This window comes from Microbacterium sp. M3 (assembly GCF_033548675.1).
Taxonomy (GTDB): domain Bacteria; phylum Actinomycetota; class Actinomycetes; order Actinomycetales; family Microbacteriaceae; genus Microbacterium; species Microbacterium arthrosphaerae.
This window is the reverse complement of record NZ_JAWTZT010000001.1, coordinates 489,099-503,448: the sequence shown is the minus strand read 5'-3', so window position 1 is coordinate 503,448 and position 14,350 is coordinate 489,099. Positions and strand designations below refer to the sequence as shown.

Annotated in this window: 12 protein-coding genes; 8 read left to right on the top strand and 4 right to left on the bottom strand. The window is 71.9% G+C overall.

Features of this window, described 5'->3' with window-relative positions; translation table 11 throughout:
• Nucleotides 1-809 precede the first annotated feature (809 nt).
• The gene (locus R8Z57_RS02240) at nucleotides 810-1,322 is read left to right on the top strand and encodes a metallophosphoesterase family protein (RefSeq protein WP_318352123.1); all 513 of its coding nucleotides are present in this window, start codon (nucleotides 810-812) and stop codon (nucleotides 1,320-1,322) included.
• On the opposite strand, the gene R8Z57_RS02235 is transcribed toward R8Z57_RS02240, so the two are convergent.
• Together R8Z57_RS02235 and R8Z57_RS02230 are read right to left on the bottom strand one after the other, a co-directional pair.
• Nucleotides 1,288-1,875 (bottom strand): DUF2238 domain-containing protein, encoded by a 588-nt coding sequence (locus tag R8Z57_RS02235; RefSeq protein WP_318352122.1) that lies wholly within the window; start codon nucleotides 1,873-1,875, stop codon nucleotides 1,288-1,290. The two genes, R8Z57_RS02240 and R8Z57_RS02235, sit on opposite strands and share 35 nt — an antisense overlap.
• A complete protein-coding gene (locus R8Z57_RS02230; RefSeq protein WP_318352121.1) occupies nucleotides 1,872-2,717 on the bottom strand; it encodes an endonuclease/exonuclease/phosphatase family protein in 846 nt (281 codons plus the stop codon). The genes R8Z57_RS02235 and R8Z57_RS02230 overlap by 4 nt, the downstream gene beginning before the upstream one ends.
• A 302-nt stretch (nucleotides 2,718-3,019) precedes the next feature.
• On the opposite strand from R8Z57_RS02230, the gene R8Z57_RS02225 reads away from it, so the two are divergent.
• The 4 genes from R8Z57_RS02225 to R8Z57_RS02210 all read left to right on the top strand — a co-directional run bounded on the left by R8Z57_RS02225 (nucleotide 3,020) and on the right by R8Z57_RS02210 (nucleotide 7,918).
• A complete protein-coding gene (locus R8Z57_RS02225; protein WP_318352120.1) occupies nucleotides 3,020-5,035 on the top strand; it encodes an acyltransferase family protein in 2,016 nt (671 codons plus the stop codon).
• A gap of 165 nt (nucleotides 5,036-5,200) precedes the next feature.
• Entirely contained in the window at nucleotides 5,201-6,406 is a 1,206-nt protein-coding gene (locus R8Z57_RS02220; protein ID WP_318352119.1) for a serine hydrolase domain-containing protein, read from the top strand.
• A gap of 540 nt (nucleotides 6,407-6,946) precedes the next feature.
• A complete protein-coding gene (locus R8Z57_RS02215; RefSeq protein ID WP_318352118.1) occupies nucleotides 6,947-7,291 on the top strand; it encodes a DUF2200 domain-containing protein in 345 nt (114 codons plus the stop codon).
• Nucleotides 7,292-7,366: 75 nt separating this feature from the next.
• On the top strand, nucleotides 7,367-7,918 hold the full coding sequence (locus R8Z57_RS02210) for an NYN domain-containing protein (RefSeq protein ID WP_318352117.1): 552 nt from the start codon (nucleotides 7,367-7,369) through the stop codon (nucleotides 7,916-7,918).
• A gap of 25 nt (nucleotides 7,919-7,943) precedes the next feature.
• Here the strand turns inward: R8Z57_RS02210 and R8Z57_RS02205 are convergent, their stop codons facing one another.
• Nucleotides 7,944-8,924, bottom strand: coding sequence for a lytic transglycosylase domain-containing protein (locus R8Z57_RS02205; RefSeq protein WP_318352116.1), 981 nt, complete (start codon nucleotides 8,922-8,924; stop codon nucleotides 7,944-7,946).
• A 247-nt stretch (nucleotides 8,925-9,171) separates the two neighbouring features.
• Between R8Z57_RS02205 and R8Z57_RS02200 the strand changes: the two genes are divergently transcribed.
• The 3 genes from R8Z57_RS02200 to R8Z57_RS02190 all read left to right on the top strand — a co-directional run bounded on the left by R8Z57_RS02200 (nucleotide 9,172) and on the right by R8Z57_RS02190 (nucleotide 12,346).
• Nucleotides 9,172-10,473: a M18 family aminopeptidase gene (locus R8Z57_RS02200; RefSeq protein WP_318352115.1), complete on the top strand. Its 1,302-nt coding sequence runs from the start codon at nucleotides 9,172-9,174 to the stop codon at nucleotides 10,471-10,473.
• Nucleotides 10,474-10,594: 121 nt separating this feature from the next.
• Nucleotides 10,595-11,740 carry a zinc-dependent alcohol dehydrogenase gene (locus R8Z57_RS02195; RefSeq protein WP_318352114.1) on the top strand — a complete coding sequence of 382 codons (1,146 nt, stop codon included), beginning with the start codon at nucleotides 10,595-10,597 and terminating at the stop codon, nucleotides 11,738-11,740.
• 21 nt (nucleotides 11,741-11,761) lie between these two features.
• Nucleotides 11,762-12,346: a hypothetical protein gene (locus tag R8Z57_RS02190; protein WP_318352113.1), complete on the top strand. Its 585-nt coding sequence runs from the start codon at nucleotides 11,762-11,764 to the stop codon at nucleotides 12,344-12,346.
• A gap of 112 nt (nucleotides 12,347-12,458) precedes the next feature.
• Here the strand turns inward: R8Z57_RS02190 and R8Z57_RS02185 are convergent, their stop codons facing one another.
• A complete protein-coding gene (locus tag R8Z57_RS02185) occupies nucleotides 12,459-14,342 on the bottom strand; it encodes an alginate lyase family protein (protein ID WP_318352112.1) in 1,884 nt (627 codons plus the stop codon).
• Nucleotides 14,343-14,350: the final 8 nt, after the last annotated feature.

The following is a 14,350-nucleotide window of genomic DNA, read 5'->3' as shown; positions in this document are numbered from 1 at the left end:
TGGTGGTTCGATCCGAGGGTGATCTCCGACATCGCGGCGCGCGGCGGGGGCGCCCGTCGCGTCGCCGCAAGGTCGGAGATCGGCGGCGACTCGGGGGGATCCGCCCTTGGCGGTCCGATCCGCGGGTGATCTCCGACATCGTGGCGCGCGGCGGGGGCGCCCGTCGCGTCGCCGCAAGGTCGGAGATCTGCGGCGACTCGGCGGGATCCGCTCTTGGCGGTCCGACCCGCGGGTGATCTCCGACATTGTGGCGCGCGGCGGGGGCGCCCGTCGCGTCGCCACACGGTCGGAGATCTGCGGCGACTCGGCGGGATCCGCTCTTGGCGGTCCGACCCGCGGGTGATCTCCGACATTGTGGCGCGCGGCGGGGGCGCCCGTCGCGTCGCCACACGGTCGGAGATCTGCGGCGACTCGGCGGGATCCGCTCTTGGCGGTCCGACCCGCGGGTGATCTCCGACATTGTGGCGCGCGGCGGGGGCGCCCGTCGCGTCGCCACACGGTCGGAGATCTGCGGCGACTCGGCGGGATCCGCTCTTGGCGGTCCGACCCGCGGGTGATCTCCGACATCGTGGCGCGCGGCGGGGGCGCCCGTCGCGTCGCCGCAAGGTCGGAGATCTGCGGCGACTCGGCGGGATCCGCTCTTGGCGGTCCGATCCGCGGGAGATCTCCGACATCGTGGCGCGCGGCGGGGGCACCCGCCGCGTCGCCGCGAGGTCGGAGATCTGCGGCGACTCAGCGGGATCCGCTCTTGGCGGTCCGATCCGCGAGAGATCTCCGACATCGTGGCGCGCGGCGGGGAGAATCGGGGAATGGCGACGCGGCTGCTGCTCATCTCCGACACCCACATCCCGGGGCGCGCGCGGACGCTCCCCGACGACGTGCGGCGGGCGGCGGATGCCGCCGACCTCGTGGTCCACGCGGGCGACTGGGTCGCGGCATCCGTCGTCGACGATCTGGCGCAGCACGGCGAGGTGCTCGGGGTGTGGGGGAACAACGACGGACCCGACCTGCGCGCGCGCCTCCCCGAGGTCGCGCGCCGCACGATCGAGGGCGTCCGGTTCGCGGTGGTGCACGAGACCGGCGACGCGAAGCGCCGTGAGGCGCGGATGGATGCCGCGTACCCTGACGCCGACGTGCTCGTCTTCGGGCACAGCCACATCCCGTGGGACACCACGACGCCGCGCGGGCTGCGCCTGCTGAACCCGGGATCGCCTACGGATCGGCGGCGCCAGCCCGTCCACACCATGATGACCGCCGTCGTCGACGACGGCCGCGTGGACGTGCGGCTCATCGAGGTCGCGCGGGATCGTCCGTCAGCCTGACGGCACCGGCGACGATCCCGGCGAGGAGCGAGCCCAGCCCCCCGGCGGCCATGTCGCCGATCGTGTCCTGGTAGCTCACGAAGATCTCGGGGGCGATGAAGGTGCGGCCGGCCCACTCCACCATCTCCCAGAGCGCGCTCAGCGCGAGCCCGAGCGCGGTCACCAGCACGATCGGGGTCGCGCGACGCGTGTCGTCGCCCCGGGGCGGCGGCACGATCCGCAGCCGCGCGAGCACGACGTAGGCCATCGCGGCCAGCAGGCCGGTGCACGCGAAATGCACCACGAGGTCCCAGGCGGGGACGGTCTCGTAGAGGTGCAGCACGTTGCTCCACGCCGCGACGAGCACCGTGACGCAGAAGAGGATGTCGAAGCCTGGGCGCGCGCCCGCGAAACGCGGCACGACCAGCGCGAGGAGCGAGAGCGCCACGACGCCCCCGTCGGCCGGACGCCACCAGACGAACGCGGCGACGACGCTCAGCACGCCGACGAGCCGGACGCCGTCGGCCACCCATTCGCCGCCGCTGCGGGGCGGGGAGAGGAACCGCTCGATCACGAGGCCCCTTCCGCGTCGGTCATCGTCACCACGGCCTGCACCGGCATGTGGTCGGATGGCCAGACGCCGCCGTACCGGGAGGCGTTGATCGCGGCGCGCTCCACCTGGATGCCGGCGGTCACGAGGATCCAGTCGATGCGGGGGCGGTCGTCGCGAGGTGGGCGGTAGTTCGCGAACGTGCCGACGGATGCCGTCACCCGGCGCGCGGCGGTGAGCCAGGCGTCCTGCCAGGGGCCGTCGTCGAGGAGGGCGCGCAGCGTGCGCGAGCCTGCGCCGGCGTTCAGGTCGCCGGTGAGGATCGTCGGATCGCGGTCGGCGATGGCGGTGAGCGCGTCGGTGGAGCGCACCCGCGAGCGCGGCGAGAACGGGTCGAGATGGGTGTTCAGCGCGGTGAAGCGTTGCCCCGTCGCCCGATCGCGGAAGCGGGCGGTGACGACGATGCGCGGGATCAGGTTGCCCCACGACCGCGAGCCGCCCTCGTGCGGATGCTCGGAGAGCGCGGTCTGCTCCCATGCCACGAGCTCGAGCCGCTCGGCGTCGTAGAACAGCGGGCAGCCCTCGCCGGTGCCGCGCGGGCCGTGGCCTCGCCCGAGGGATCGGTACCGCGCACCCAGTGCGTCGCGCACGAGGTCCGCCTGGCCGGGCATCGCCTCCTGCGTGCCGAGGATCGCCGGCTGCTCGGCCCGCAGCAGTGCGCGGACCGCCGGCGCGCGATGCCGCCATCGATCGGCCCGCCGCCAGGCCAGGCCGTCCATGCGGCGGCGCACGTTGAACGTCATCACGTGGAGGCCGGGCGGCGGGACGGGACCGATCAGCGGTCCCGCCAAGTGCTCGTCGGCCATCGCGCCTCCCGTCTCTGTGCTCCCACGGTAGGCAGGCGGCGCCCCTCCTCGGCAAGGGGTTGCGCATCACCGCTGCCCGTAGGGCTGCCCGGTGCTCCGATGTCCCACTTTCAGCGATGCATGTCCCACTTTCGGCGGTGCATGTCCCACTTTCGGTCCCATGGGCGGCCTTGAAGGGACGAAAGTGGGACATGCCCTCCGGGGTCCGCGGATGAGGGGAGGAGGTGTCGCGGCTAGCCACTCGCTGGGCGGGCCGTCAAGACCCCTCCGTCGCGTCACCCGGCCCGCCTAGACTGCCCGTCGTGGTGGACCGAGCACGCGCCCAGCCCGACCACTCGGGTTTCCGCGCCGACATCCAGGGACTGCGAGCGATCGCGGTCGGGGCGGTGCTGCTGTACCACGCGGGGGTGCCGTTCCTCCCCGGCGGGTACGTCGGCGTCGACGTGTTCTTCGTCATCTCGGGGTTTCTGATCACCTCGCATCTGCTCGATCAGCTGCAGCGTCACGGGCGGCTGCGGTTCGGCGAGTTCTACGCGCGGCGCGTGCGGCGCATCCTGCCTGCCTCGTTCGTCGTGCTGGTGCTGTCGCTCGTGGCGGCGCTCATCTGGTACCCGCCGTTGCTCATGCGCGACGTGTGGGCCGGTGCGGTGGCGACGGCGCTGTACGTGCCGAACTACTTCTTCGCCGCCGCCGACTCGGACTATCTCGCCGAGTCGTCCAACCCGTCGCTGTTCCAGCACTACTGGTCGCTCGGTGTGGAGGAGCAGTTCTACCTGCTGTGGCCGGCATTGCTGGCCCTGGTCTGGGTGCTCGTGCGATCGAGGCGGGCGCTCACGGTGGTGCTCGCCGGCGTCGTGGCAGGGTCGTTCGCGCTGTGCGTGTGGCTCACGTTCACCGCTCAGCCGTGGGCGTTCTTCTCGCTGCCGTCCCGCGCGTGGGAGCTCGGCATCGGCGGCATCGTGGCGGTGGTGCTGCAGCATCGGGCGCGCGCCGTGCCCGAGCGCTGGGCCCCCGCGGTCGGGTGGCTCGGGATCGCGGCGGTCGCGGCATCCGTCGTCTTCTTCTCATCCGAGACGCTCTTCCCGGGCGCGGCCGCAGCGCTGCCGGTGCTCGGCACGGCGGCCGTGATCGCGGCGGGCCGGACGCGCGGCGGGCCCACCGCCATGCTGTCGGTGCGGGCGATGACGTTCCTGGGACTGATCTCGTACTCGCTGTACCTCGTGCACTGGCCCGCGATGGTGCTGCCCGCGGCCGCCGTGCCCGGGCCGCTGCCGCTGTGGGCGACGCTGCTCATCGCCGTCGCCTGCGTGCCGGTGGCATGGCTGCTGTACCGGTTCGTCGAAGACCCGGTGCGCCGTGCACCGCTCCTCACCCGACGGCGCGCACGGGTGACCCTGATCGGCGCGGTGGCGGGGTCGCTGGCCTGTCTCGGCGTCGCCAGCGCGGCCTACGCGGTGGCCGACAGCCGGTCGCTGCACGTGGAGCGCGCGGCGTCGGGAACCGTCATCGTCGATTCGCCGCGGGGCACCGATTTCGTCCCCGACAACCTGGCACCCGCGCTGCGCGACGCGCGCGACAGCCTGCCCGAGCTCTACGACGACGGGTGCATGCTCGGGATCGCGTCGACCGACCCCGAGGGCTGCGTGTACGGCGACCCGGCCGCGCCGCGGATCGTGCTCTTCGGCGACTCGCACGCGGCGCAGTGGTTCCCGGCGCTCGAGGGCTTCGCCACCGCCGCGGGCTACTCGCTCGAGGTGCACACCAAGAGCTCGTGCCCGGCGACCGACATCGAGACCCTGCGCCGCGGCGCGCCGTATCCGCAGTGCGCGACGTGGCGCGATGCGGTCATCGAACGCCTCAACGACGACCCCCCGGCGCTGGTGGTGCTGGGCACCTTCACCGACCCGCAGCTCGCGCCCGGAGTCGAGGACGACGCGAGGACGTGGGATGCCGCGCTCGGACGCACGATCGATGCGCTGAGCGCGCCGGTGGCCGTGATCGCCGACACCCCTGACATGCACGAGGATCCGGCGCCGTGCCTGTCGGCCCACCTGTCGGAGGCGGAGGTGTGCGCGAAGCCCCGCGCGGACGCGCTGGCGGGCCCGGCCCGAGAGGCCGAGCGGACCGCGACCGGGGAGCGGGGCATCCCGCTGATCGACCTCAACGACTACCTGTGCGATGACGAGGTGTGCCCGGCGATCATCGGCAGCACCCTCGTCTACCGCGATTCGCACCACCTCACCGCCGCCATCAGCGCCGATATGGCGCGAGTGATGGGGGAGGCCCTGCGCCCGCTCCTGCCGGCGGCCGGCGGCTGATCCCCCGGGCCGGGGCGCTTGTCGTGACAGTGCTTGTCGTGAGAGCGCTTGTCGTGAGAGCGCTTGTCGTGAGAGCGCTTGTCGTGACAGTGCTTGTCGTGAGAGGGCGGAGCACGACAGAGTGGACGCGGGGACGGGACTCGGCGAACACGAGGGGGACGGTCGATGTCGAAGCGTGCGGAGTCGTCGCGACCCGGTGGCCCGGCTCGATGGGCGGGAACGACGGTGCTCGCGGCCGCGGTGCTCGTGCTGGCGGGCTGTGCCGGTGAGCCCGCGCTCGCGCCGAGCGCGGAGCCCACGGCATCCGATCCCGCCATCAGCAGACCGGCCGCGCCCGAGGGTGAGCTGTCGCCCGAGCTGCAGGATCGCCTGCAGCAGACGGTCGACGAGACCATGGCCGAGTACGGCGTGCCGGGCGCCGCAGTGGGCGTCTGGATCCCGGAGCAGGGGTCGTGGACGAGCGCCGCCGGCATCGCCGATCTCGAAGGGGACGTGCCGGTCACGACCGACATGCAGTGGCCGCTGCGCAGCATCACGAAGTCGTACACCGTCACCCTGCTGCTGCAGCTCGTCGACGAGGGACTGCTCAGCCTCGACGAGAGCATCGGGCAGTACGTGGACGGCGTCACCGACGGCGAGGAGATCACGCTGCGGCAGTTGGCGAACATGTCGAGCGGCAACGCCGACTACACCAAAGACGCGTTCGTCGAGGCGTTCTCGGAAGACCCCGAGCGGATCTTCACGCTCGACGAGCTCAACGGATTCATGCTCGGCGAGCCGGCCCAGTTCGCTCCGGGCGCCCGGAAGGTCTACACGAACGCCAACACCAACCTGCTCGGCGCGACGATCGAAGCGGTGACGGGCGAGGAGTTCGCCGACGTGCTCTGGGAGCGGATCCTGGAACCCCTCGGCCAGGACGGCACGGAGTACAACCTCGACGTCGCGACGTGGAGCGCCCCGCACCCCGTGGGGTACGCGCCCGTCGACGGCGGCTTCGAGCCGCAGGCCGACAACCTCTCGGTGTTCGGGCCGGCCGGTTCGATGGTCTCGAGCCTGGACGACGCCCGGGTATGGGGCGAGATCCTCGCGACCGGCGCGATGCTGCAGCCCGAGACGCAGGCCGAGCGCGAGGAGGGCGCCCCGCTCGAGGTGGGCCCGCCGTACGACCTCTACGCACTCGGCATGGGCGAGACCGGGGGCTGGTGGGGCCACAACGGCGAAGGCTTCGGCTTCACGGCGGCCGTGTTCCACGAGCCCGAGACCGGCGCCACGATCGCGGTCTTCACGAACGTCTCGAACCTCGCCGACCGTGCGCATCCGGCCGACCAGATGTTCCGGCGGCTGGCGGCGGTGGTCGACGAGGAGAAGTGAGCGGCCACGCGCATCGGTCCTGCCCTCCGTGCGTGCCAATCCGACCGTGCGTTTATCAGTCCGGCCGCCGCAGTGTCAACGGGCGGCGCGTCCGGGCGCGCCGACATACGCTGGCGGAGCAGTGAACTTCAGTGCAGCGCGAGACGGTCGAGCAACGGCGTTCGGGTCGCCTTCGACTCCCGTCAGGCGCGCTGATGGTCCCGGTGGGAGGGCTACCCACCGGGACCATCGCTGTCTCCGGGCGCCCCGGGCGCGCGTCCCGCTGTTGTGGAGAACGCGCGCGTTCTTCCGGCTGCGGCGCCTCCCCGCCGCACCTGAGTCGGCGAGAGTGCAACGGGTGGACGAGACGTAGGGAACCAACCAGCATCTGGGCGACCAGCTGTACTCTCGCCGCGGTGGCGGCTGCGGGGCGGGGCCCGCGGAGAGAAGGATGCTGCGAGCCCGGGCATCCGGGACGGGTCGGGGTCGGCATCGGCGCGCGTCCGCGTGCGGCCGCGATTGCTGCCCCACCGCGCGGCGGCGCGGGATAGCCTGACGGGCATGCACCGCATCTTCACCACCAGCTTCGCCGCCGTGTACCCGCTCTACGTGGCGAAGGTGGAGCGGAAGGGGCGCACCGCCGAAGAGCTCGACGAGGTGATCGAATGGCTCACCGGCTTCGACGACGCGGAGCTGAAGCGCCACCTCGACGAGCACACGACGTTCGAGGACTTCTTCGGCGAGGCGCGGCTGAATCCGAACGCGGGACTGATCACCGGGGTGATCTGCGGCATGCGCGTCGAGGAGATCGACGACCCGCTGATGCAGAAGATCCGCTACCTCGACAAGGTCGTCGACGAGCTGGCCCGGGGCAAGGCGATCGAGAAGATCCAGCGCACCCCGTGAGACCCGGCGCGGGTTCCGGCGGGCGACGGCGGCACTGCTACGTTCGGGTTCGAGTCGCAGAGAGAAGAGGCGGGCGTGGAGCGCAGCAGCTGGGTGCTGGTGGACGGCGAGAACATCGACGCGACCCTCGGCGGGTCGATCCTCGGCAGGAGGCCGCAGCCCGACGAGCGGCCGCGCTGGGACCGCCTGCTGAGCTTCGTGTCGGACCGCTGGGGCACGACGGCCAAGGGACTCTTCTTCCTCAACGCCAGTGCGCACCTGCCGATGCCGTTCGTGCAGGCGCTCCTCGCGCTCGGCTACCAGCCGGTGCCGCTGTCAGGCCCCGCCGACGAGAAGGTCGTCGACATCGCCATTCAGCGCACACTGCGCGCGCTCGCCGATCGCCGCGACGACGTCGCGCTGGTCAGCCATGACCGCGACTTCGCCGAAGACCTCGCGCGCCTCACCGGCGACGGGCGGCGCGTCGCCGTGGTCGCCTTCCACGAGTTCCGCAGCGCGGAGTTCGCTGCGATCCCGGGCGTCGAGTTCTTCGATCTCGAATACGACGCCGAGGCGTTCGACGCTCCGCTGCCGCGGGTGCGCGTCATTCCGATCGAGCAGTTCGATCCCGCGGAGTTCCTGCGCTGAGGGCGCCGGCCCCGCAGGAGTCGCGTCAGTACCAGCCGGTCGACTGCGAGTGGCCCCACGCGCCGCACGGGGTGCCGTAGCGGCCGGAGATGTAGCCGAGACCCCACGCGATCTGGGTCGCCGGGTTGGTCTGCCAGTCGGCGCCCGCGCTCCCCATCTTGCTGCCGGGCAGCGCCTGCGGGATGCCGAAGGCGCCGCTGCTGCGGTTGTACGCCTGGTAGTTCCAGCCCGACTCCTTCTGCCACAGCGAGACGAGGCATCCGAACTGGTCGTCGCCCCAGCCGTAGCCGCCCAGCATGGCGCGCGCCGTGGCCTGTGCGTCGGCCGGGCTCGTTCCCCCCACCGCACCGCCGGTCGCGTAGACCGGGCTCGGCGCCGACGAGCCGGAGGACTTCTTCGCCGCAGCGGCGGCGGCCTCAGCCTCGGCCTTGGCGGCAGCGGCGGCCGCCTCGGCCTCCTTGCGCGCCTTCTCCTCCGCCTCCTGCTGCGCCTTGAGGGCGATCGCGGCGTCCAGCTTGCCGCGCAGGCCCTGCGCCTGCTCGTTGACCGTCGCGGTGAGCGAGGTCACTGCCGTCGTGAAGTCGTCGGCGTGCACGGCCGGCAGGGCCTGCGCGCGCTGCAGCTGGGTGACGGCCGCCTCGAGCTCGGACGTGTCGATGCTCGTCTCAGTCGTACCGACGTCGAGTCCCGACGCGGCGATGTCGGAGGCGACCGTCGTCGCCGCGGTGACGGCGGCGGACGCTCCCGCGAAGACGTCGTCGGTCGTCGCGTGGGCGTCGGCGCCGGTGACCGTCGTGACGGATGCCGTCGTGAACGACGCGAGGGAGAAATTCGAGAGGGTTCCGGATGCCGCGGCCTGCGATGCCGGTGCGGCCGAGGTGAATCCGGCACTTGCCAGAACGCCGATCGCGAGTGTCGCCGCGACCAGCACCGGACGACGTCGGAAGCGGCGTTCGGCTCGTCGGAGAGTGCGGCGGGCGGGCGAGAAGGCGGTCTGGGTGCGCATGAAAAACCGGGTTCCGTATCAGCGAAGCGCGCCTGCGAGAGGCGCGGTGTGACCGTTCGGGCGGGCACAAGTCCCCGAGTCTGGCCGTCGTTTCTGGACGGTTCCGGTGCGTTACCTGAACGTTATATGTGAGCGGCCGGCCGGAAAAGGCCCGATCACGTGGCCCGGACGCGGCTGTCGGCGACGGCTGCAAGAGGGCTCCGAACTACGATCGAAGCACCGCTCACGCCGTTCGAGGAGGCTTCCCTTGCCCTCATCCACCGCCCTCGCGACCGCCGGATCGCTCGCGCACGCCGACGACCTGGCGACGTTCGTAGCCGCGTCGCCGTCCAGCTTCCACGCCGCCGCCGAGGTCGCGCGGCGCCTGGAAGCGGCCGGGTTCACCCGTCTCGACGAGGCCGAGGGCTGGCCCGCCCCCGCGGGTGGCAGGTACGTCGTGGTGCGCGACGGAGCGGCGATCGCGTGGGTCGTGCCCTCCACCGCGTCGGCCGCCACGCCTGTGCGGATCTTCGGAGCGCACACCGACTCGCCCGGCTTCAAGCTGAAGCCGAAGCCGACCACGGGTCGCCTCGGCTGGTTGCAGGCGGGCGTCGAGATCTACGGCGGTCCCTTGCTCAACTCCTGGCTGGATCGGGAGCTGCGCCTGGCCGGGCGGCTCGTGCTCGACGACGGGTCGAGCGTCCTCGCCGCGACGGGGCCGCTGCTGCGCCTTCCGCAGCTGGCCATTCACCTCGACCGCGAGGCGAACGACCACCTTGCGCTCGACAAGCAGTCGCAGACACAGCCGGTGTGGGGCCTCGGCGCCGTCGAGTCGGCCGACCTCCTCGGCGAACTCGCCGACGCGGCCGGCGTGGACGCCACCCGCATCCGCGGGTACGACGTCGTCACGGCCGACGCGGCGCAGGGCACGACGTTCGGACGCGACGACGTCTTCTTCGCCTCGGGGCGTCTGGACGATCTCGCGTCGGTGCACGCCGGGGTGGCTGCTCTGGAGCGCGCGGCCGACGGTCACGACGCCGACCACATCGCGATGCTGGCGGTCTTCGACCACGAGGAGGTCGGTTCGGGGACCCGCTCGGGCGCGGCCGGCCCCTTCCTGTCGGATGTCCTCGAGCGGCTCTGGCTCTCACTGGGCGCGGGCCGCGAAGAGCAGCTGCGGGCCCTCGCGGCGTCGTGGTGCGTCTCGAGCGACGTCGGTCACTCGGTGCACCCGAACTACGCCGAGAAGCACGACCCGGTGGTGCAGCCTGTCCTCGGGTCGGGCCCGATCCTGAAGATCAACGCCAACCAGCGCTACGCCACCGATGCCGCCGGGGCCGCGGCGTGGGGCGAGTGGTGCGCGCAGGCCGGGGTGACCAGCCAGGAGTTCGTCTCGAACAACGCGGTTCCGTGCGGCTCGACGATCGGCCCGATCACGGCCACGCGGCTGGGCATCCGAACCCTGGACGTCGGCATCCCGATCCTCTCCATGCACTCGGCGCGCGAGCTCGCCGGCGTGAGCGACCTGTGGGACCTCGCCCGCGTGGCGGAGGCGTACTTCCGCGGCTGACCGGGGCCGGGTCGCGGGCTGACCGGGGCACGGTGCCATGGCACGTCCTCCCCGCGGGCGCAACCCCCTCGGATGACCGAGCCCGCGCCCGCAGGGTGTCGCAAGACACCGGGAGGCGCACATGAAGGCGATGACGTACCGCGGGCCCTACAAGGTCCGCGTCGAGAACAAGCCCGATCCGCGGATCGAGCATCCGAACGACGCGATCGTGCGCGTGGAACTCGCGGCGATCTGCGGCTCCGACCTGCACCTGTACCACGGCATGATGCCCGACACCCGCATCGGTCACACCTTCGGGCATGAGTTCATCGGCACCGTCGAGGCGGTCGGCGGCTCGGTGGAGCGCCTGCGTGTGGGCGACCGCGTCATGGTGCCTTTCAACATCTACTGCGGGTCGTGCTTCTTCTGCGCGCGGGGCCTGTTCTCCAACTGCCACAACGTCAATCCCAACGCCACGGCGATCGGCGGCATCTACGGCTACTCCCATTCGACCGGCGGCTACGACGGCGGTCAGGCCGAGATGGTGCGAGTGCCCTTCGCGGATGTCGGACCCGCGGTGATCCCCGACGACATCGCCGACGAGGACGCGCTGCTGCTCACCGACGCCTTCTCCACCGGCTACTTCGGCGCGCAGCTCGCCGACATCGTCGAAGGAGACACGGCGGTCGTCTTCGGCGCGGGGCCGGTCGGCTTGGCGGCCGCGCGGTCGTGCTGGCTCATGGGCGCCGGCCGGGTCATCGTCGTCGATCACCTCGGCTACCGGCTGCAGAAGGCGCGGGAGTTCGCGTTCGCGGAGACCATCGCCTTCACCCAGGTCGGTGACATCGTCCGCGAGCTGAAGCGCATGACCGACGGGCTGGGCGCGGATGTCGCGATCGACGCCGTCGGCGCCGAGGCGGACGGACACGTGATCCAGCACGTGACCTCCGCCAAGCTGAAGCTGCAGGGCGGGTCACCGGTCGCACTGAACTGGGCGATCGACTCCGTGCGCAAAGGTGGCACGGTCTCGGTCATGGGCGCCTACGGGCCGATGTTCAGCGCGGTGAAGTTCGGCGACGCCATGAACAAGGGGCTGACCCTCCGCATGAATCAGGCGCCCGTGAAGCGGCAGTGGCCGCGCCTGTTCGCGCACATCCGAGCGGGGTACGTGCGGCCCAGCGAGCTGATCACCCACCGCATCCCGCTCGAGCACATCGCCGAGGGATACCACCTGTTCTCGTCGAAGCTCGACGACATCATCAAGCCGGTCGTCATCCCGACGGCCTGAGCCGGCGTGAAGGAGAACACCATGCCGTACACCTCCGACAAGCCCGGCGCGATTCCCAGCGCCGAAGAGCTGCGCGCACGCATCCCGGGCTGGGGCGCCGACCTCGACCCGGCCGACCGGCCGGCCTCGCCGCGGGAGCAGCCGGGCATCGAGACCGGTGCGCACTGGAACATGCCCGAGCCCCAGCCCGATCCCGGCACGCGCGAGAGATCGGTCGAGCACGAGCGGCTGACGCCCGTGTTCGGCACCGCCCAACCGCTGCGGGGCATCGCCGGCAGGGTGCGGCGGTACGCCTACGACACCTACAGCGAGGGGCAGGCGGCGCACTGGCTGCTGCTCCTCCTCGGCGATCGGATCGACTCGGCGAGCGCACACGCGCGGTCGCTCTTCTCGACCCGCCCCGATGACCCGATCACCCAGTCCGGCGTCCTCGGCGAGCGCGGGCACCGCCCCTTCTCGTCGCGCTTCGGCCCGGGCAGAGCCGACCTCAAGCACGCGTGGCTGGATCCGCTCCTGGTCGTCGGACCCTGGGTCGTCACCGCCGTCGCCGGGTTCGTGGTGGCGCGGCGGCTCGTCCGTGTCGCAGGGGCAGCCTTCCGCCGCTGACCGGGGCGGGTGCGACGCACAGAATCGGAGCTTCTCGCCGACACGCCGGGAGCGGATGCCGCAGCCCGGCGTGTCGCGCGAAACCTCCGATTCTGTGCGCCCGATCGCAGGGTCAGCGCGCCTGCGGCCGCCCCTTGCCGTTCGCGTGACCCGGCATGCCCGGGACGCCGGCGTGGTCGGGCGGGCCCGGTACACCGGCGTGCGCCGGGGCGCGACCCTGACCGACACCGGGCTCGGCCGGATCAGTCAGTCCGCCGTGCGTGAGGCTGAGGTACGGCGCCGAGTGGATGGTGGTCATCGGCCCCTCCTCCGCGAGCAGCGCGTCGAACGTGGCCGAGGGGTAGTGGTTGGCCGCCAGCTCGAAGTAGCTCATGCTGTGGGCGATCACCCCGGCCGCGCGCAGGTAGTCGATCGTGCGCACGTTGGCGAGCTTCGCGATGTCGCCGGTGTAGTACGGGAAGCTCGCGGGTGCCGCCACCCACGCGCTCGCGGCGGCGACGGCGTCACCGAGACCGGTGCCGTTGGCGTTCACATACGCGTGCAGGTCGTAGCCATGGGCGTCGAGCGTCTCGGCGGTGAGCATGAGCGGCAGCAGCGAGAAGTGGGTGTACCAGATGCCGTAGTCGCCCACGCCGTTGTTGCGCGTCACCTCCTCGGGGAGGTGCCCGTTCGCATCGATCTGGTGCTCGAGCAGCTCGGTGGCGCGCGTGTGCGCCGCCGCGATCGCCGCGTCGTCCGCGAGATACGCCGCGCTCGCCGTGGTCAGCTCGAGCGCCCAGCTGCCCCAGTTGTTGGTGCGGTGCAGGATGGATCCGGCCACCGGCGTCGCGGTCTCGGAGAGGAAGCCGGCGAAGCTGCGCTCACCCTCCTCCGTCCACACCGGCGTGCCTCGCAGCAGCTCCGCCGCGAACACGAAGGCGGGGAAGTGGTAGCTGAACGCGAGCGCCGAGTCCTCACTGGTGCGGACGCAGTCGATCGTCCCGGTCCACGCGTCGATGAACGAGGCGGCGTGCGTGCCATACGCCTCGTCGCCGGTCAGCCGGTAGGCCAGAGCCAGCTGGTAGGCGGTGTTCGCATCGTTCTGCAGCCCGTCGCGGGCCGCCCGGTGAGCGGTGGGGTTGTTGTAGAAGAACGGCACGAAGAACACCTCGGGCGGCGCCGGCGTGCGCGCCATGCCCGCGGCGGCGTCGGTGAGGAGCAGATCGAACGCGGATGCCTGGGGCTCCACTCCGCGATCCACGCGCGACCCGATCTCGGCGATGCGCTCGGGGCTGTTCAGCACCACCCCGCGCTCGACGGTCGTCGCTGCCGCACCCGACCAGGCGACGCAGTCGGCCGGCGCCGGCTCGTCACGGTCGACGACGCCCGTGAGCTCCACCGAGTCGACGACCATGCGCAGGTCGCGGTGCGAGGCGAGCGAGAAGCCGCCGTCGTCGAAGGCGGCATCCGTCACCGAGAGCGCGGGCTCTGTCGCGCCGTTCAGCGAGACGTCCAGCCGGTCTCCGTCGAGGTGCGCGGTGACCGTCACCCAGTCGGTGCCCGGTCGAGCCGCGGTAGGGGTGGTGCCGAGATAGGTCACCGCGGAGTTGCCGGCGGCCTTGATCACGGCGAGCTCGCCGTTGTTGCGGACCAGGACGGTGTAGCCGGACTGCGTGTAGTCGTCGGTCGTGCCGGAGCGATGGACGGTGAAGCCCGCCCACGCGGTCGCGCCGCCGCCCTCGGTGCGGAACGTCGCAGTCGCCGTGCTGGTCTCATCCAGCCCGTACTCGGTGAGCGCGAGCACGGAACCCCGCGTGGATCCCGGCGTCACGACGCGCGCGGCGCCCTCCGACGCCTGCCAGTCGCCCGCGGCGACCGTCCACACGCTGCGCAGCGTGTCGAAGTCGTCGCGGAAGGTGCCGTCGTCGCCGGTCAGGGCCAGGGCCGGCTGCGCCGCACCCACGAGCACCATCGCCGCCACGGCGGCGAGCGAGGCTCGCCATCGCATCTTCATCATCTTGTTTC